The sequence below is a fragment of the Fontibacillus panacisegetis genome (assembly GCF_900102215.1).
Lineage (GTDB): Bacteria > Bacillota > Bacilli > Paenibacillales > Paenibacillaceae > Fontibacillus > Fontibacillus panacisegetis.
Window position 1 is genome coordinate 62456 of sequence record NZ_FNBG01000010.1, and the last position, 18577, is coordinate 81032.

Consider the following 18577-nt stretch of genomic DNA (forward strand, 5'->3'; position numbering starts at 1 on the left):
CCATAAAAACGGCTCCAATCATAGTGTTATAATTGTTTTTTCCATAAAGAATAAGGTACAATAACAACCGTATGCGAAAGTGACCGTTTTACGCGGAAGGAAGGAATAACAAATGTACATAGCTAATGATTGGCAGGATTACGAAGTCATTGATACCGGAGACGGTGAAAAGCTGGAGCGTTGGAACGATGTAATACTCCGTCGTCCCGATCCGCAAATTATTTGGCCGATAAAAGACGAGAATCGTCAGTGGAGAGAAGTTCACGGCCATTATCATCGCAGTTCTTCAGGTGGTGGTCAATGGGATATGAAGAAGCAATTGCCTGATCGCTGGACAGTATCCTATGATCAGCTCAAGTTTTATATTCGTCCGACAAACTTTAAACATACAGGTCTGTTCCCTGAGCAAGCAGCTAACTGGAGATGGATGATGGACAAAATCTCGGCAGCTAATCGCCCGATTTCGGTCCTCAATTTGTTCGCCTACACCGGAGGTGCTACTGTTGCAGCCGCCTCGGCGGGAGCATCAGTTGTACATGTGGATGCTGCGAAAGGCATGGTATCCTGGGCAAAAGAAAATCTCGCATTATCAGGACTTGAAGATCGTCCGGTTCGATTCATTACCGATGATGTGTTCAAGTTCGTTCAAAGAGAGCAACGTCGCGGTAACCGTTACGATGCCATTATTATGGACCCTCCATCATATGGACGCGGACCAAGCGGAGAAATGTGGAAACTGGAGCACAGTTTGTATCCATTTGTAGAGTCCTGTCTGGAGATTCTTTCGGACAAGCCTCTCTTCTTCCTCATCAATTCCTATACAACAGGCATTTCACCTACGGTTCTCAACAACATTTTGTCTATGACAGTCAAGAAACGTTATGGGGGTAAAATTTCTGCCGGTGAATTGGGTCTTCCTATTACCAGATCCGGTCTAAATCTTCCTTGCGGCATTTTAGGCCGTTGGGAGGAGGAATAACGGATGGGTTCCGAACGATTACGGACATCGGGACACCCTAGTATGTCGATATTATTCGAGGACAACCATCTGCTTGGCGTGGAAAAGCCGGTGAACGTACCCACTCAAGAGGATGCAAGCGGTGACCCTGATATGCTGACTATTCTTAAAGATGACATTAAAGAACGCTATTCCAAGCCAGGTAATGTCTTTCTTGGACTAGTGCATCGGCTTGACCGTCCCGTTGGCGGAGCCATGATCTTTGCCAAGACGTCGAAAGCAGCATCCCGTCTATCTGAAGCTGTTCGAAGCCGAAGCTTTGACAAGTCGTATGTTGCCATCGTACGCGGTATTCCCAAAGGACAAAGCGGTAGACTTACAGACACACTACTTAAGGACGAACGTACCAACATCGTCTCTATAGTCTCGAAAGGTACTCCTGGCAGCAAGGATGCGATTCTTGATTATCAAGTGATTGGAACTTCAATTGAGGATAACCTTTCCTTGGTGCAAATCAAATTGCACACTGGAAGACCTCATCAAATACGAGTACAAATGAGTCATATCGGGTGTCCGCTATACGGGGATCAGAAATATGGGTCGGCCTATAGCAAACCCGGAGAGCAAATTGGACTCTGGTCGTTATATGTTGGGTTCCCTCATCCAGTGAGTAAAGAGCCTGTAGATCTCATCTCAATCCCACCTCACCAATATCCGTGGAATCTATGGGATCAGCGAGTCTACGACCAACTAGCTGAAAATATACAATCAGGATGGAACTAAGTCCTGAGATATAGCATTAAAAAAACGGTATTATAGAGCGATTAATCGCTCTATAATACCGTTTTTTCTTTTTTTACGTCCTTACTTAGCTTCAACCTTAGCCGGAACGCCAGATATTTTACCTAGCAAATAAACTAACAGCTGCTGATTATGTGTAGATATACGATCCAAAATGCCGCTTAAATAGCTGTTGCGAACCTCTACTCCACGCACTACTTCATGCTTGCCCTTCTCCGTTATTGACACCCAGACAATTCGACGATCTCCCTCATCCCGAACTCGTCTTATCAATTCCCCGCGTTCCATACGATCTAACAGCATGGTAACCGCTGCTGGTGTCGTGGATAGATATGGAATCAGATCAGAAGGCTTTAGCTGATCCTGCTGCTCCAATAGCTCCAATACAGTCAACTGAGATGTAGTCAACGTCGGCGAGAGTTCCTGCTCCATATGCCCTTGATACTCTTTTACGATGACTTCTAGCAGCTTGGCAAATTCATGAGTATGCACTTCTCTTCCTCCCTATTTGTATTCTATTTATGTGCATTCCATATGTAATAGTTATTTACGTCATTAATTATTTCGACAATCCGTTGTAATCTCCTCCTTTTTTCACAAATAAAATCCATATACATCCAATTTCATCCTCTCAAACTCCTTTGCGATTCTACTTATAGTTAGTTGGATGTAATAATTATATTACATTTCCTAATTTTAGGGTTTTACCGATATAATAGTAAAGGAAAATATTACAAAACATAGTTTTCTATTCAAAGGAGAGATGATCGTAACATGATGAAGAAGTTTTTGTCAGCTATGACAGTCCTGTCCGTACTGCTTAGTATTTTTGTGGTACCGGACAAATCTCAGGCAGCAAGCAATTACCTGATCAATCGAGCGACCGACGGAACGGTAACGGCTGGCGAGAATCAAAGTTCGGACCCACCGGAGAACAAGGAGAATGTTTTTGATGGCAACGCCTTTTCGAAATGGTTTGTTAATCAGCCATCAGTCTGGATTCAGTACCAATTTTCAGGAAATCAAGCTTATGCTATCAACCACTACACAATCCGGGCAGCTAACGATTATCCGGAACGTGATCCGCGAAGCTGGACATTGAAGGGCTCCAACGACGGTGTGAACTGGACGCCGCTGGATACACGTGACTCTCAAGATTTTACGTATCGTTACCAAATCCGTGATTATACCTTTTCCAATTCGACGCCTTACAACTACTATCGATTCGACATTGAAAATCATAGCGGCCAATCTCTCCAGTTAGCAGAAATTGAGCTGTTCGACGGAACGCAAGGAGAATACACAGATCTGCAGCCAACCATCACCGCCAGCGGTGAAAACGCCCCTCATGAAGGCATTGCGCAGGTTTACGACAGGACAAGCACAACAAAGTGGCTTACGTTCGAGAACAGCGGCTTTCTCCAATTCGATTTTGGACAGGCCATCACACTGGACGGATACGCGATCACGTCCGCTAACGATGCGAGTGAGCGCGATCCAAAGAGCTGGACACTTCTAGCCTCCAACGATGGAAACTCCTGGACGACACTGGACAGCAAAACCGATGAATATTTCGATAGACGACATCAAAGAAACTACTATTTGCTGACTAGCAATCAAACTTCTTACCGTTATTATAAATTTAATCTGCAAAATCATAGCGGGAACATCCTGCAAATCGGAGAGATTGAATTTTCCTACAAAGAAGACAAGTGGCACGCCATCGCACCCGCCATTGTTTTCAATAATTACGACCCTACGAGCAAGGGAGCCTTATTCGAACAAGCACTTCCTAATGTGCAAGAAGAAGCGGCAGCTATCGTGCGAAAGCTGTGCTCCATCTTGTACGAAAACCCTAATGACATCCGATTGGGACCTAAGGTGATCCGGATCAGTATAAGAGACATGAACGGCGTCGCTCATGCCGCAGGCAACTCTACCGAAAAGGAAGTCTCAATCAGTTCACGTTATCTTGAAGCTGTCAATAATTCATCCACCCCGCTGCGCCGGGAGATTATCGGAATACTGTATCATGAGCTTACTCATGTATACCAATATGACGACAATGCGTATGGCCAGATCGGCTACCTGATTGAAGGAATGGCGGATACTGTTCGCTTTGAGGTGGGTTATCATGACAGATACGCACAAACAGCCGGCGGAACATGGCAGGACGGTTATGGTAGAACAGGCGACTTCATCCGCTGGATCGACGAGCATAAGCATCATGGGTTTATAAGAGAAATGAATGCCAGTCTTGATCCTTTTGACGGTACGAGTTGGAATGAAAGTATTTTCCAGCAATTGACGGGGGAAAACGTCCTTTTATTATGGAACCAGTACCAGGCTTCTCTGGACCATTCATCGCCGACTATACCTCAAGAACTAACTGCCTCCAATGTAACCCAATCCAGCGTCAATTTGTCCTGGTCGGCATCCACAGATAATGCTGGTGTCGCCGGTTACGATGTCTTTGTCAATGGTGTTAAAGTGGGGTCCTCTTCAAGCACAGACTACACAGTTGACGGTTTAACAGCAGGAACGACCTATACGTTTTCAGTGGCAGCCTTCGATGCGTCAGGTAACGTTTCCGCATTGAGTAATACAATCACTGCGACGACGCTGGCGCTAAACGATGCGGTCATTCTTAATGTATCGGTTCCGTCCAACACCCCTTCCAATGCAGCTGTGTATCTCGCAGCGAACATTAATAATTGGAATGCGGGTGATGATAATTATCGTTTAAGCAAAAACTCTGATGGAACATATCGTATTGAATTGAATGTACCTGCTGGAACGACGGTCGAATTCAAACTGACACGAGGAACTTGGGGAAGCGTGGAAACGAACAGCAACGGTACGGATATTGCAAACCGTACGCTATTAATAACGGGCGAACCCCAGAACGTGAATCTGACTGTGCAAAAATGGATCGATTTATAACCATCAGAAGATCGACAGAATGAAATAGAGGAACCCTCCCTCAAGGTCGCAAAATAACCTTAAGGAAGGGTCCTCTATTTTTCACTTTTTACTATATTGCAGACTAGCGTATTTTTATTTAACGACTTGGCGCCAGCCAAATGGATCATCCAGTGTACCGCGCTGAATTCCAGTTATGGAATCATACAGCTTATGAGCGCATTCACCAATCTCGCCGCCAGCAATTTCAATTTGCTGCTCTTCCCATTTCATCGATCCAATTGGAGAAATGACGGCAGCTGTACCTGTTCCGAAGGCTTCTTCCAATTGCCCCTTCTGATGAGCCTCAAACAATTCCTCTACCGAAATTTTGCGTTCTGTTACAGGAACTCCCCATGAACGAAGCATCGCGATCACGGAATCACGCGTAATTCCTGCCAAAATACTTCCCGACAGCTCTGGAGTAATTACTTCACCATTTACTTTGAAGAATACATTCATACTGCCCACTTCTTCAATGTACTTGTTCTCAACACCATCTAGCCACAGTACTTGAGAGTAACCCAGATCCTTAGCAACCTCCTGCGCCTTAATACCTGCTGCATAGTTGCCTGAGGTTTTTGCTGCACCCGTACCTCCGCGTACCGCACGAACATAATGATCTTCTACGTAGATCGAAACTGGATGAATACCTTCTTTATAATAAGATCCTACCGGGGACATGATGACAAGCAGTTGATACTGCTTAGCCGCACGAACACCGAGGCAAGGCTCTGTAGCAATAATAAATGGACGAATATAGAGTGATGTCCCGTCTCCTTCAGGAATCCACTCCTGATCGATCTCGATCAGCTGCTTAATGGCACTAAGTACATAATCAGGATCTACTTGAGGAATTGAAAGACGAGTACTAGATTCATTCATCCGCTTCACGTTCATATCCGGTCTAAACAGAACGATGCCTTCCTTTTCTGTCTTATAGGCTTTCATACCTTCGAAAACTTCCTGACCATAGTGAAACACCATTGCTGATGGATCAAGCGAAATAGGGCCGTAAGGGACAATTCTGCCATCATACCAACCTTGCTCAGTCGAATAATCCATAACAAACATATGATCAGTGAAATATTTGCCAAAACCTAGCTCACTAGCCTTCGGTTTAACTTTAAGTTGTTCTCGTTGTATGAATTTCAAATTGGAATGACTCACTTCATTCGCTTCCTCTCTTACGCGTCGCGTTACTTTTCCACTACTATACTCGTATTTTTAGCATTGATCAATACTATTATATCAATAATAATCATAGTCTACATCTATAAGTTTGGATATGGGGATGGGTAATCAATTGCTCTGTGTGGGCTTTATAACTCCTGATTTAAATTCGAAATTGCAGCATGAAGACAGAAATATATTAAACCTCTCTTCGAAGAACGGAGAGTTTAAGGCTTGCGTTGTAAAGTTACCTCGTTAGCGAGCCCCTCTTATTGTAATGTAACGAGCAGCCTTGCTGAAGCAAAGTTGCACGTTTATTAAGTAATTAATGATGAGTTCCACTTGGCAAAAATAAAATCATTACTTTACTTTTGAACATTTGGAGGATTTTTGAGTTTACGCCTAAACAGAAGTAGGTTTAATAGCTTCATGGGACGGTTCGCCTGAGAAAAAGACGTGTCAAAACTAGAAATAGCGGTGCAAGGAAGGCGATCCCTGCACCGCTTGATCCCGCCACATTCTATGACCGTATCTCATGTGTAATAGTGTCATGATGCGGAATTCCTGAAATTCCTGCAAATGTGCAGGCTTTCTCTAAGGATTCTCTTCAAACTAGTCTATTCTGAGCAATATTCCTGCATTTTTGCAAGCTTTTGTTCATCCTTTCATGGCTACTTTTATAAAACTGCATTTTTGCATTTTTTCCTGATATCTTGCCTCTCCACTGCTAAAAAAGCGTCCCTCAAAGTTATCCTAGATAACTGTTAGGATAGCCTCTTTAAATCAATTGCTAACGATTTAAATCCATTTATGCCTTTTAAATACTTCAACGGGTATTCTGACAGAGCTCAATTGAACGAATCTTTTATATGTTTTTCAAATTATTGTAATCATTCTTACTGTATGATTTATCATAGAAATTAGCTATGATAAATACTGAAAGTTACATACCCATACCTGAATGCTAAAATACTTAATGGAAAATAGCATAAGTTGCATAAGTTGGATAAATCCCACTATTTAGGCTAGTACTATCAAGTCTGTTCGAACAAATATTACTATTATTAGCAAAGGAGTGCCCCAATATGGAGAATCGTCTTCTCGATTATTTTATCGCGGTTGCTGAAGAGCTTCATTTTACGAAAGCCGCTGATAAGTTAGGCATATCGCAGCCTACTCTCAGTCATCAAATTCGTCTTCTTGAGCATGAGCTTGGAACCTCATTATTTCATCGTTCCGGCAAAAAGAATCACCTCACACAGGCCGGTATGATTCTGCTGGAGCATGCCAGACGCGTCTCCTATGAACTGGATCAAGCTAAGCTGGAAATCGGTGAGCTCGTGGGTATGCAGCGTGGTCGTCTGCGAATTGGGTGCTCAGGCAACCACCTTTTAACAGATGCACTGATTTCTTTTCACAGGCAGCACCCTGGTATTGAGCTCATTGTTATTGAACTTGCAACAGATGAGACACGCGATGGACTACTGGAGAACCGCCTGGACCTTGGTGTCGTGTTCCTGCCGCTTCAGGATGAACAGCTTGTCTGCCTGCCCTTATTTGAAGAGGAATTAGTGCTTGCTGTATCCTCTGATCATGAGCTTGCTGCTCAAAAAAACATACAGCTGGGACAATTAGCACAGCTTCCGCTTGTTTTATTCCCACATAAATTTCTTGTAAGACAGATGATTGAGTCCGCTTGTCAAAACATTGGTGTCGTGCTGAAACCAGTCATGGAGCTGTCTACCATGGAATCACAGCTGCAAATGACCGCACAGCAAGTTGGAGCCACTGTTCTTCCCAAATCATATGCCGACGCAACACAACTGGGTGATCACATCACATTCATTCCTTTTACTGAACCATCACCCAGAAAAAACGTAGGAATTGTCTATCGCAGGGACATTTATATGGATTCCACCATTCAGAGCTTTATACAGCATCTGACTAAATAACAACAAGCTTCGCGAACGGTACTCATATACCGACTGCGAAGCTTGTTAATTTTGAGCTTTTTATTTACGGTCTAATTACCAGATCCACAATCGCATCCTGTTTATCCAGTGACACTACATGTTTTCCAATTGATTTTCGATCCGAAAGCGGAGCATTCTCAGAGCTAAAGTCAAAGACTGCGCCTTCTTTCGTCATCGCATGGAATGTGATCGGTTCCTTACAATGGAATCCATCAATAATGATGTTGCCATTAGGTTTAACTCGTTTACCCTCTTTGAATTCGAAGGTTTGAACACCTTTACCGCCGCGGCTTTGCAACGGATAATCCAGCAATAAGCTGCGCTTGGCATAGCCAAGATCGGATACGACGAGAATTTCCCCCTCTTCACCTTCTACCCATAACCCGGCAACCACTTCGTCATCATCCTTAAGGCCAATTCCGCGAACACCTGCTGAGACGCGACCCATCGCATTTACCTCTTGTTCAGCAAAGCGAATAGCCATCCCTTTTGCTGTAATCAGCAAAATTTCCTGATTGTTCTGACTAACCGTTACCAAGATTACTTCATCTCCATCAGCCACTTTGCAGGCAGCAACAGCATTTGAACGCTTCGTCTCATATTCCTTAAGCTCTGTTCGCTTAACCTGTCCTCTCTTAGTGATGAAGACAAGACTCTGATTCGTTTCCTCGAAGCTCTTCATCGGAATCACGCTAACGATTCGATCCTCTTTTGCCATCGGAATCACGTTCACAATTGCTGTTCCGTTATCCTTCCACTTAAATTCAGGAATTTGATGGACAGGAAGCAAGAAATATTGCCCCCGCTGCGTGAAGATCAGAATATTTTCCAGCGTATCAACATCCAGCACATGCTTGATGTAGTCGCCTTCCTTCACACCAGAACCTTCACGCTCGCCACCGGAACGGGTGAACGACAGCATACTCGTACGTTTGATATACCCTTCATTCGACAGAGTAACAAGTACGTCCTCCTGAGCAACTAGTACTTCCAGATTTACCTTAAGTTCTTCTACCTCACCCTGAATTTCAGAGCGACGATCAATACCATATTTATCACGAATTTCGAGCAATTCTTTTTTAATAACAGCAACTAACTTCTTATCACTGTCGAGAATACCACGTAATACCGTAATCTTCTTCAGAATATCGTCAAGCTCTTTCTGAAGTGAAGTAATCTCCAAATTTGTAAGACGGTATAATTGCAAGGTCAGAATAGAATCCGCCTGGCGCTCAGTAAAGCCGAACATCCATTGCAGGTTGTTTTGGGCATCCTGGCGGTTCTTGGATGCTTTGATCGCAGCGATCACTTCATCCAGAATGTTCAAGGCTTTAACCAAGCCTTCGAGAACATGAGCACGATCCTCCATTTTCTCCAGCTCAAACTGGGTCCGATGAGTAACAACCTCACGCTGATGGGCGATATAGGCATCCAGCATTGCTTTCAAGCCTAGCTGTCGAGGTGCTTTGTTCACTATAGCCACCATATTGAAGTTGTAAGTAACCTGAAGATCTGTCTTCTTCAAAAGGTAAGCCAGAATCCCGGTGGCATCCGCATCTTTTTTCAGTTCTACGACGATTCGGAGACCGTTACGTCCGCTCTCATCGCGTACTTCTGCAATCCCGTCAACCTTTTTCTCAAGTCGAATATTCTCCATCGCAGTAACGAGACGTGATTTCACGACCTGATAAGGAATTTCCGTAACTGTGATCTGCTGTTTACCACCACGGAGCGTCTCAATTTCTGTCTTGGAGCGCAAATAAATACGACCTTTGCCGGATTCGTAAGCATCACGGATACCTTCTTCACCCATGATGATCCCGCCGGTTGGAAAATCCGGTCCTTTGACATATTTACGAATGTCCTCCAGGCCTAGTTCAGGGTTCTCCATCACAGCGATACAAGCGTCGATCACTTCCCGTAAATTATGGGGAGGAATCTCTGTAGCAAAACCTGCGGAAATACCACTTACCCCATTGACTAGTAGATTAGGAAAACGCGAAGGAAGTACTACTGGCTCCATTGCCGTATTATCAAAATTGTCCTTAAACGGAACCGTACGCTTCTCAATATCACGCAGCAGTTCCATAGCAATCGGAGACAATCTGGCTTCCGTATACCGCATTGCAGCTGCCGGGTCATCGTCCTGAGAACCCCAGTTACCATGACCGTCTACAAGCACATGTCCCATTTTCCATGGCTGCGCCATCCGTACCATACCTTCGTAAATCGAGGAGTCGCCGTGAGGATGATAATTACCCATTACGTCCCCTACAGTTTTCGCTGATTTTCGATATGGCTTATCCGGTGTATTGCCCGAATCGTACATCGAATAAAGAATCCGGCGCTGTACTGGCTTCAAACCGTCGCGAACATCTGGAATAGCGCGGTCCTGAATAATGTATTTGGAATACCGTCCAAAGCGGTCTCCCACGACTTCTTCCAGAAAGGCCGGCAAAAAGTTTTCCATTAAACTCAAATCAAGTCACCTTCTATTCCTCATACTCCGTAAAATCAACATTTTCAACAATCCAGCGTTTTCGAGGATCTACTTTATCTCCCATAAGTGTAGATACTCGGCGCTCTGCCTTGGCCGCATCCTCAATTTGAACCTGCAGCATTGTACGCGACTCAGGATTCATCGTCGTTTCCCATAATTGCTCAGGGTTCATTTCACCGAGACCTTTGTAACGCTGCAGCTCAAAATTTTTGCCAAATTCCTTCAAATAATTTTGCAACTGCTCGTCACTCCACGCATAACGCACCGTTTCCAGCTTGCCGGAACGACGAGTAATTTTGTATAGCGGTGGCTGAGCGATATATACTTTGCCTGCATCAATGAGCGGCTTCATGTAACGATAAAAGAACGTAAGCAACAATACCTGAATATGCGCCCCGTCCGTATCGGCGTCAGTCATGATGATAATCTTCGAATAATTGCTGTCCTCTACGGCGAATTCTGTTCCAATACCTGCGCCAATAGCCGAAATAATCGCACGATACTCATCGTTCTTCAAGATGTCAGCAAGCTTCGCTTTTTCCGGGTTCATCGGCTTACCCTTTAACGGCAAAATAGCCTGAATTTTAGAGTCGCGTCCTTGTTTTGCTGAACCGCCTGCAGAATCACCTTCGACGATGAACAGCTCATTTCGAGTGAAATCCTTCGACTGTGCAGGAGTAAGCTTGCCGCCCAGATTCGTGCTTTCACTCCTCTTCTTGCCAGTGCGCATCTCGTCTCGAGCCTTGCGGGCAGCTTCACGTGCACGCGAAGCCTGGATTGCTTTCTTAATAAGCGTCTGAGCCACTTGTGGATTTTCTTCGAGGAAGAGCGCCATTTTTTCAGAGACTACAGTATCAACAGCACTTCTCGCGGAAGCACTACCGAGTTGATCCTTTGTTTGGCCGACAAACTCGACTTCAGACATTTTGACGCTGATGACTGCCATCATGCCTTCCCGCAGATCGTTGCCTTCCAGATTTTTATCCTTTTCTTTCAGAATGCCGTTCTTACGCGCATAATCATTCATAACACGGGTGTAAGCCGTTTTAAACCCCGTCTCATGCGTACCACCGCCGCGCGTAGGAATCGAGTTCACAAACGAAGCCAAGGTTTCCGTATAACCAGCGTTATACTGTAAAGCTACCTCTACCTCGATTTCATCCCGCTCAGCATAAAAATGGACTACATCATGCAGAACATCCTTCCCGTCATTCAGGAATTCAACAAACTGACTGGCTCCTCCTTCATAGAAGAATTCATCAGCACGATCTGAACGTTCATCCTTAAGTGTTACTTTAAGACCCGAGTTCAGAAAAGCGATCTCCTGCAGACGCTCAGAAAGTGTGTCATAATTGAGTCCTATTCCGTTAACAAATACTCGAATGTCTGGTTTAAAGGTTACTTTTGTTCCGGTCCGATTCGTATTTCCCAGCACCTCAAGCCCAGTAACAGGTTCCCCGACATGCTCTACACCCTTCTTATCAACCCAGTACTCGAAGCGCATGCGATGGATTTTACCTTCACGATAAATATCGACCTCAAGCCACTCGGACAGCGCATTCGTTACTGAAGCGCCAACGCCGTGCAACCCCCCGGATTTCTTATAGCCCGATCCGCCAAATTTACCTCCGGCATGCAGTATCGTATACACCACCTGCGGTGTTGGTATTCCTGTCTTATGCATTCCTGTCGGAATGCCGCGTCCATTATCAAAAACGGTCACAGAACCGTCCTTGTTCAAGGTAATGTCGATTTTGGAACAATACTTCGCCAAATGCTCGTCGACAGCATTATCAACAATCTCCCATACCAGATGATGAAGTCCCGACGAGCTCGTACTACCGATATACATACCTGGTCGTTTGCGTACCGCAACAAGCCCCTCGAGCACTTGAATGTCGTCCGCGTCGTATCCCGAAGCCGCAGGGCTATTCGTGGCCTTGGAGGCGTCTTCGAACAAATCGATTTGTTCCGCCATTCATGCTCCCCCTTTATACTTCTTTATGTAGTTTCCTACACTCATAATGCAAACAGATGTTTTGTTATACTTGTCCATTTTAATTCAATATATCCTGTTTCGTAAAGACAAGGAATGAAACAACCAAAGAACAAGCTCCCCAAATCGAAAGAACTGCCAAGGAAAAACCGAGTGTCATTCCTTCAATCGGTGCCGGAGTTCCAGCCAAATAATTCGTCAATCCAAGATTAACCATAAATAAATATTTAGCGCTGGTCCATGCAGAAGCCATATTGGACAAAATGCTGCCCGCTATCAATGCCGCCATCATAATAACGATGCTTGCCGCTGTACTCCTTACGAGAACAGACACCATAAATGCAAGTATCGCCACAACAATCCCAACAAACCAGATCAAGCCGGTCTGCATCAACAAATATTTCCACTGCGGTACACCATGTACAGTTGACATATCCACTTCTGAGCCATTCAATTGAAATCCAGTAAACACGGGCATATTGAACCCGCCATAACCGAAAAACAAACCGGAAATCAAATAGCAGATAATCACGGTACACACAACAGTAAGCGAAACGAACATGAGCAGTGTTATTAATTTGCTAAGCAGCACCTTCCACCTTCGAATCGGCCTTGTCAGTAGCATTTTTACCGTTCCCATGGTTCGCTCCGATGACACAATATCAGAGCCTATCCCCATGATCAGTAGAGGAATAAACAGCGAAGCTGCATTGTTTAAAAATTCCCTTGTAAAAGATACTCCCCCCGGCTGCGCGGGATTGACATCATGCTCTAAATAATATTTCAGCTGTTGAATGTATATTTTGCGGTATTTTTTCCATTCCTCAGGAACCCTGTCGCTTCCAAGCGAGTTCTGATTATCTGTAATCGCCTGCTGTACCTCTCTTCTCCAGTCTGTACCGAACTTTTCCCGTTTGCTCTCCGACTCCCTTAGTTGGGCATAGGCAAATAGCGGTACAAGCACAAGCAGCACAAGCAGTACGACGTAAAAGCGCTTTTTACGAATCATTTTGATTGTTTCATTTTTAATTAAGAGCAACATACTACTCAATACTCTCACCATCCGTCATTTCGAGGAACAATTGCTCCAATGTTGGAGAAATTTTCTGTATAGCCTTGACTGAAATATTACGACCTACTAGCTGTGGAACGATATCCGTGACATCATCGGGAGACATTTGGGTAACAACTGCGTTACCGCTGATAGCTGCAATAGTCGCATGGTCGAGTACCCTCTCGGCGTTCTCAACGATAGATGCCCCGGCTTGACGAAGCAGCTTTTCTCCTTCTGAACGCGGCTCCAGCTCCCAAATAACATAGCTTGAGCTGCCTTCAATCAGTTCTTCTACAGTACCAACGGCAAGAACCTTCCCGTGACTAATAATCGCCACACGATCACACAAGAGCTGAATTTCGCTGAGTAAATGGCTTGAAACAAATACTGCCATCCCCTCATCAGCCAATTTACGAATAAAACCTCTAAGCTCATGTATCCCTTTGGGATCAAGACCATTTGTGGGCTCATCGAGAATTAGCAGCTTGGGCCTGCCTAGCAATGCCAGTGCTATACCCAGACGCTGGCGCATACCAAGTGAATACGTTTTGACTTTATCATGTATCCGCCCATCAAGGTCCACCAGCTTCGTCACTTCTGAAATACGTGATTCATCCACATTCGGCATCATCCTGGCGAATTGCTCAAGGTTCTCCCATCCAGTCAAATAGCTATATACTTCAGGATTTTCCACAATCGAGCCAACATATGCAAGTGCACGCTCCGGCTCTTTATGTACCTCATAACCACATATCGTAACTCGTCCTTCTGTAGGAGTAATCAGATCGACGAGCATTCGGATCGTCGTAGTCTTGCCCGCACCGTTTGGTCCTAAAAATCCAAATACTTCGCCTTCCTTAACATCAAAGGATACGTCTTTGACTATCCAGCGCTTTCCGATCCTCTTCTTCAAGGATTGTACCGATAACACATTCTTTCGCTCAGTTACGACTACCTGATCATCAGTAGACATAAGCTTCACTCCTTATGCACATTCATTTATGAGGAATCGCCAACCCTTGTATGATTCGATCAGCAATCAACTGATAGCTGTCACCATTAGGATGAAAATGATCGCTCGACAAATAACGAGCACTGTTGTTCATATATAAATCGTATGTCGGAACGATAAGAGAGCCTTCGTATAGATCCATGACCTCCATCGCTATCAAATTCCAGGAGCTTACCGCCTTGTTCCCAATATCCCTCATACCTTCAATTTCAGTAAAAGGATTATACAGACTGACATACACGAGTCTGGCATGCGGGTTGATTTGATGCAGCTTCTCTACAACCTTACTTAAATTTTCTCCTGCTTTCTTTACAGCAGCTTCGAGATCCAGTTCCGTTGGAAGATCTCCTCCGTTTACCACTGAATTCCCGTCAAAAAGATCATTTCCGCCTATCGACAATATAATGATCCCAGCTTGTCTTAAAGAATATTGGACGCCTTCTTCATCCAGGAGCGGAATGAGTTTAGCTGTGGTCAGCCCATTAATTCCTAAATTATTTATCAATTTGGATTCGTTACTATTGTTATTGATCAACTCAACTGTCCTTTTTGCAAAACCAGCACCGGTATCATCGCCAGTCCCCTTAGCTAATGAATCACCAATCGCTGCCACATCATAATTGTTACCCTGCGGTGGGTAATTAGAAGTGAATTCTTGAGACAAATGGGCCTGTTCCTCTCCTTGTGCAGGCTGAACAATATCCTTCACAGCATATAGGAATCCCAGAACCAGGATCACAGTAGATACAGCCGACAACAGGCCGGTAATCCGCCAAATTCGGGATGTTGTATTCATTGTGTTCCTCCTTTGTTGGCATATGACAATAACATAATCCTTCTTCGAGCAAGATGCAAATGACCTGCCTCAATTAAAAAGAACCTGCCCTTTTGGGCCAGGTTCATAAATTCATAACATGCCTTATCGTCGGCCCCGCCTTTTGATTTTTCCGAATCCAGATTTCTTTTTAGGTGTAGTAATCGATTTTTTCGGTGAATCAAACCAGCTGGAGCTGCTGTCTTTGGATTTTGAAATACTACCTCGGGATTTATCTTTACTGCTACTATCACCAGATTGTCTGGAGAAAATACTACCGCCAGAGCCTACTGAATCCGAGCTGTCTGTTCCCCTTCTAATCAGGCTACCTTTCTTATTCACGGTTAATGGTGCTGTAATTTTTTTATCTACATCTGTAGCCTGTTTATATGTTCCCTGCTTGGGTTGATAGACATCTTTACTAGAATATCCGCGGTATTTGCCCCCGCCGTCAAGTGAATCGAACAAGCTTCCAATAATACTCGCCGTGATGTATCCTTGCAAAAAGCTGTTATCATAGTTGTTGCGCACATATTCCTCGGAATCTACCTCAATGAGCGTATCCTCCGGTTTATCCGGATCACGCTGCAAATGGTACCATTCATTACTGTATACGAGAAACATCCGCTCCGGATCTTCCGCAGAAATTTGCTTCGGTGATCGCTGATCTTCCAGCGCTTTGGCAACCTCAGGCACAGTCTGACCAGCAGCACGATACACATAGGATGTAGCGTTGCCGTCCTTGTTCACTGACTCCAGCGGGTATGATTCACTTATTGTTGACGACATCCCGCAGCCACTAAGCAGTGATATTATTAAACTAATTGAGAGTAACCACTTTATTGACAAAGCCGAGCGTGCTTTCATATGAACCACTCCTAGTTCGCTCTAATCACTTTTACGTCTGCAGAGATTATTTTTTCGCCATCATATAGCATAAATCTCCCATTCATCCATTCAATTCTTAATAGAGCATTGCGATCTGATTGATACTGCCAGACATGCTGTTCTCCACCTTGCATAAAAGGAGTTCGGCCGCTGACATCTACATGACCAATAAACTCTTCTTCCATAAAATATAAAGTATCATCAAGCTCCAGTTCCGTAGGAACCTCAGCAGGATTATCCAGACGCCCATCTATCGGATGATAGAGTTGATATTGAAGCGTTTCGCGTTCCTCAATATGCAAATAACTGAGATCCTTGCCGTCCATCAACGTGAGCATCACCGCATTGCGACTGCGGTTATGAACTCTGCCAACTACCTCGTAAGTAACGAGAGAAACCTCGCATATATCTCCAGGTGTTAAGCCTAGCATGCTTTTCTCAGCCTTGGGCGGCTCCTGCTTCGCAAATATATTTTTAACCCTTTTCCATACGCTTCCCATTTACAAAGCTCCTCTTCTATTTTACGTAGACTATCGGCTAGCAATCTTCTTACAGACAAGAGGAAATAATCAGTGCCCCAACGATATGTAAAGCTCCAGAGAATAGGCCATATCCCAATTTCCCCTGCTGTGTTCCAGCTTCAAGATCAAACTTGGCTACAATTCTGAGTAGATAATGAACGAGATGCTCAATCACTAACAAGATAATAAATGACACAACGGACACGACGATCGCTTCAAGCAGATCATTTGAAGTCGAAATGGAGGAGGACAATATATACCCCTGCGCAAACAGCTTCATGATCATTCTCGATGTCACTGCCATGTTTCCGTTTTTTACTTCCTCAAAATCCCGATATTTAGTAAATAAGGAGTCAACAAACATTAGTACAAAAAGAAGCACAGCCCCCACCAAGGTCCATACCGTTATACCCACCAAAATATTAAAATCCATATCTTCTCCTCCGTGATCTCGGTATATTATTCAAACAAAAACGAAGGAGACTAGTACGAGTTCCCCTTCGCTTCTGGATGAATCACATGCAGGCTCGATTATTTGTTATCTTCGTATTGCTTCATCAGTGCTGCGAGCTCATCTTCAACTGCTTTATCTTTACCAAGCTTCTCAAATTCGTCGTCCAGACTAGCAGAATTTGCATTCAGTTCATTGCTCGCTTCTGCCTGCGCTTCCATTTGCAGCATCTTATCTTCCATTCTTTTGAGGCCGCTGGCAGCGGAATCCGAACTGAAGCCTGTCATTGCTTTGTTAATTTCAGTTTGAGCCTTGGCTGCATTATAGCGGGCAACGAGCGTTTCACGTTTATTTTTCATTTCCGTCAATTGCTTGCGCATTTCCTCGAGCTTGCCACGAAGCTGATCTGCAGATGATTTGTTGGAATCATAGTTGACTTTGTATTCATTCATTTTCGTCTCTGCAGCCTTCTTCTCTTCCAATGCACGGCGAGCTAAGTCAACGTTCTGAGCTTGTGCAGCTGTATGAGCTTGTTCTGTACGTTTTTTTACGAGAGCTTCTTGCTCTTCGTACAACAGTTTGAACTTTTTCTCAATCGCAATTTGAGCCGCTACCGCTTTCTCTGCATCCTCCAGATCTTCCTGCATATCGCGGATGTACTGATCTGTCAATTTGATTGGATCTTCCGCTTTATCAATGAGAGCATTAATGTTTGACATCGTTAAATCACGCAATCTTTTAAATATGGACATGTAACCGTTCCTCCTAAAAAAGTCAGATTATGAATTGTTTTATGATTAATGTTTACGTAACAGCTTTAGCAAGGTTTCATTCCTCGTAAAAAAACTGCTGAATAAATTTAAAACCGCCCAAGCTTATAGCTAAAAGCGGTTATCTTGTCATTATTTAGTTTTTATTTTCCGATAAACTCCTGAACCCAATATCCATTATAATAGCCAACGCCTATCAAATTATAATTGGCATTCATAATATTAGCTTTGTGACCCGGGCTGTTCATCCAATCCTCAACAACTTCTTCAGCACTTTTCTGCCCCTTGGCGATGTTCTCACCAGCATAACGGTAAGTAATGTTATAAGCGTCCATCATATCAAACGGGGAACCATACAAGGGAGATGTGTGGCTAAAATACTTGTTTTTGAACATGTCAATTGCTTTATCCTTAGCCATTTTCGATAAATTGGTATGAACGGTTAGCGCTTTAAGTCCCACCGCAGCTCGTTCCTTGTTCACCAGTGCAACTACTTTTGCCGCGCGTTCGTTCTGAATTTGGGCATAGACAGCTGCCATAGATTTTGAAGTTGCTGCGCTTGCATTTCCACTCCCGGATGGTACAAAACTCAGTGACGCCGAAAAGAGAGAGAGTACCAAGCCTGCTGAAGCCCATCTCATGGTTCTCTTCTTCATGTTACTTCTCCTCCTTATGCTTGTTTAGCTCATATGAGAAGGCCTTGTC

Annotated in this window: 16 protein-coding genes; 4 read left to right on the forward strand and 12 right to left on the reverse strand. The window is 44.1% G+C overall.

The window, feature by feature from the left end; all coding sequences use genetic code 11:
* Positions 1–112 precede the first annotated feature (112 nt).
* Together BLS49_RS10465 and BLS49_RS10470 are read left to right on the forward strand one after the other, a co-directional pair.
* Positions 113–979 (forward strand): class I SAM-dependent methyltransferase, encoded by an 867-nt coding sequence (locus tag BLS49_RS10465; protein WP_091229455.1) that lies wholly within the window; start codon positions 113–115, stop codon positions 977–979.
* A gap of 3 nt (positions 980–982) precedes the next feature.
* On the forward strand, positions 983–1741 hold the full coding sequence (locus tag BLS49_RS10470; RefSeq protein WP_091229460.1) for an RluA family pseudouridine synthase: 759 nt from the start codon (positions 983–985) through the stop codon (positions 1739–1741).
* A gap of 81 nt (positions 1742–1822) precedes the next feature.
* On the opposite strand, the gene BLS49_RS10475 is transcribed toward BLS49_RS10470, so the two are convergent.
* Positions 1823–2251: a MarR family winged helix-turn-helix transcriptional regulator gene (locus tag BLS49_RS10475; RefSeq protein ID WP_091229463.1), complete on the reverse strand. Its 429-nt coding sequence runs from the start codon at positions 2249–2251 to the stop codon at positions 1823–1825.
* A gap of 282 nt (positions 2252–2533) precedes the next feature.
* Between BLS49_RS10475 and BLS49_RS10480 the strand changes: the two genes are divergently transcribed.
* Entirely contained in the window at positions 2534–4702 is a 2169-nt protein-coding gene (locus BLS49_RS10480; protein WP_245742334.1) for a basic secretory protein-like protein, read from the forward strand.
* Between the two features lie 114 nt (positions 4703–4816).
* Here the strand turns inward: BLS49_RS10480 and BLS49_RS10485 are convergent, their stop codons facing one another.
* Positions 4817–5890, reverse strand: a complete 1074-nt coding sequence (locus tag BLS49_RS10485; RefSeq protein WP_091229467.1) for a branched-chain amino acid aminotransferase — start codon at positions 5888–5890, stop codon at positions 4817–4819.
* 1088 nt (positions 5891–6978) lie between these two features.
* On the opposite strand from BLS49_RS10485, the gene BLS49_RS10490 reads away from it, so the two are divergent.
* The gene (locus BLS49_RS10490) at positions 6979–7845 is read left to right on the forward strand and encodes a LysR family transcriptional regulator (RefSeq protein ID WP_091229471.1); all 867 of its coding nucleotides are present in this window, start codon (positions 6979–6981) and stop codon (positions 7843–7845) included.
* 64 nt (positions 7846–7909) lie between these two features.
* On the opposite strand, the gene gyrA is transcribed toward BLS49_RS10490, so the two are convergent.
* The 10 genes from gyrA to BLS49_RS10540 form a co-directional block, all read right to left on the reverse strand.
* Positions 7910–10345, reverse strand: coding sequence for a DNA gyrase subunit A (gene gyrA / locus BLS49_RS10495; protein WP_091229474.1), 2436 nt, complete (start codon positions 10343–10345; stop codon positions 7910–7912).
* Between the two features lie 13 nt (positions 10346–10358).
* On the reverse strand, positions 10359–12344 hold the full coding sequence (gene parE / locus BLS49_RS10500; RefSeq protein ID WP_091229478.1) for a DNA topoisomerase IV subunit B: 1986 nt from the start codon (positions 12342–12344) through the stop codon (positions 10359–10361).
* A gap of 79 nt (positions 12345–12423) precedes the next feature.
* Entirely contained in the window at positions 12424–13404 is a 981-nt protein-coding gene (locus BLS49_RS10505) for an ABC transporter permease (protein ID WP_425432141.1), read from the reverse strand.
* A gap of 1 nt (position 13405) precedes the next feature.
* Positions 13406–14389, reverse strand: a complete 984-nt coding sequence (locus BLS49_RS10510; RefSeq protein ID WP_091229483.1) for an ABC transporter ATP-binding protein — start codon at positions 14387–14389, stop codon at positions 13406–13408.
* 22 nt (positions 14390–14411) lie between these two features.
* On the reverse strand, positions 14412–15224 hold the full coding sequence (locus tag BLS49_RS10515; RefSeq protein ID WP_091229485.1) for a GDSL-type esterase/lipase family protein: 813 nt from the start codon (positions 15222–15224) through the stop codon (positions 14412–14414).
* A 123-nt stretch (positions 15225–15347) separates the two neighbouring features.
* Positions 15348–16109: a DUF4247 domain-containing protein gene (locus BLS49_RS10520; RefSeq protein WP_091229487.1), complete on the reverse strand. Its 762-nt coding sequence runs from the start codon at positions 16107–16109 to the stop codon at positions 15348–15350.
* 11 nt (positions 16110–16120) lie between these two features.
* Entirely contained in the window at positions 16121–16630 is a 510-nt protein-coding gene (locus BLS49_RS10525; protein WP_091229489.1) for a DUF4178 domain-containing protein, read from the reverse strand.
* 49 nt (positions 16631–16679) lie between these two features.
* Positions 16680–17084, reverse strand: a complete 405-nt coding sequence (locus tag BLS49_RS10530; RefSeq protein ID WP_091229491.1) for a DUF350 domain-containing protein — start codon at positions 17082–17084, stop codon at positions 16680–16682.
* 98 nt (positions 17085–17182) lie between these two features.
* Positions 17183–17854, reverse strand: a complete 672-nt coding sequence (locus BLS49_RS10535) for a PspA/IM30 family protein (RefSeq protein ID WP_091229492.1) — start codon at positions 17852–17854, stop codon at positions 17183–17185.
* Between the two features lie 161 nt (positions 17855–18015).
* Complete coding sequence (locus tag BLS49_RS10540; RefSeq protein ID WP_091229494.1) at positions 18016–18528, reverse strand: CAP domain-containing protein; 513 nt, start codon at positions 18526–18528, stop codon at positions 18016–18018.
* Positions 18529–18577: the final 49 nt, after the last annotated feature.

What these genes read in the sequence shown, in the direction of transcription:
- BLS49_RS10465 (WP_091229455.1), top strand. Translation starts at nt 113, where the DNA reads ATGTACATAGCTAATGATTGGCAGGATTACGAAGTCATTGATACCGGA.
- BLS49_RS10470 (WP_091229460.1), top strand. Translation starts at nt 983, where the DNA reads ATGGGTTCCGAACGATTACGGACATCGGGACACCCTAGTATGTCGATA.
- BLS49_RS10480 (WP_245742334.1), top strand. Translation starts at nt 2,534, where the DNA reads ATGATGAAGAAGTTTTTGTCAGCTATGACAGTCCTGTCCGTACTGCTT.
- BLS49_RS10490 (WP_091229471.1), top strand. Translation starts at nt 6,979, where the DNA reads ATGGAGAATCGTCTTCTCGATTATTTTATCGCGGTTGCTGAAGAGCTT.
- parE (WP_091229478.1), bottom strand. Translation starts at nt 12,344, where the DNA reads ATGGCGGAACAAATCGATTTGTTCGAAGACGCCTCCAAGGCCACGAAT.
- BLS49_RS10505 (WP_425432141.1), bottom strand. Translation starts at nt 13,404, where the DNA reads ATGTTGCTCTTAATTAAAAATGAAACAATCAAAATGATTCGTAAAAAG.
- BLS49_RS10510 (WP_091229483.1), bottom strand. Translation starts at nt 14,389, where the DNA reads ATGTCTACTGATGATCAGGTAGTCGTAACTGAGCGAAAGAATGTGTTA.
- BLS49_RS10515 (WP_091229485.1), bottom strand. Translation starts at nt 15,224, where the DNA reads ATGAATACAACATCCCGAATTTGGCGGATTACCGGCCTGTTGTCGGCT.
- BLS49_RS10520 (WP_091229487.1), bottom strand. Translation starts at nt 16,109, where the DNA reads ATGAAAGCACGCTCGGCTTTGTCAATAAAGTGGTTACTCTCAATTAGT.
- BLS49_RS10525 (WP_091229489.1), bottom strand. Translation starts at nt 16,630, where the DNA reads ATGGGAAGCGTATGGAAAAGGGTTAAAAATATATTTGCGAAGCAGGAG.
- BLS49_RS10530 (WP_091229491.1), bottom strand. Translation starts at nt 17,084, where the DNA reads ATGGATTTTAATATTTTGGTGGGTATAACGGTATGGACCTTGGTGGGG.
- BLS49_RS10535 (WP_091229492.1), bottom strand. Translation starts at nt 17,854, where the DNA reads ATGTCCATATTTAAAAGATTGCGTGATTTAACGATGTCAAACATTAAT.
- BLS49_RS10540 (WP_091229494.1), bottom strand. Translation starts at nt 18,528, where the DNA reads ATGAAGAAGAGAACCATGAGATGGGCTTCAGCAGGCTTGGTACTCTCT.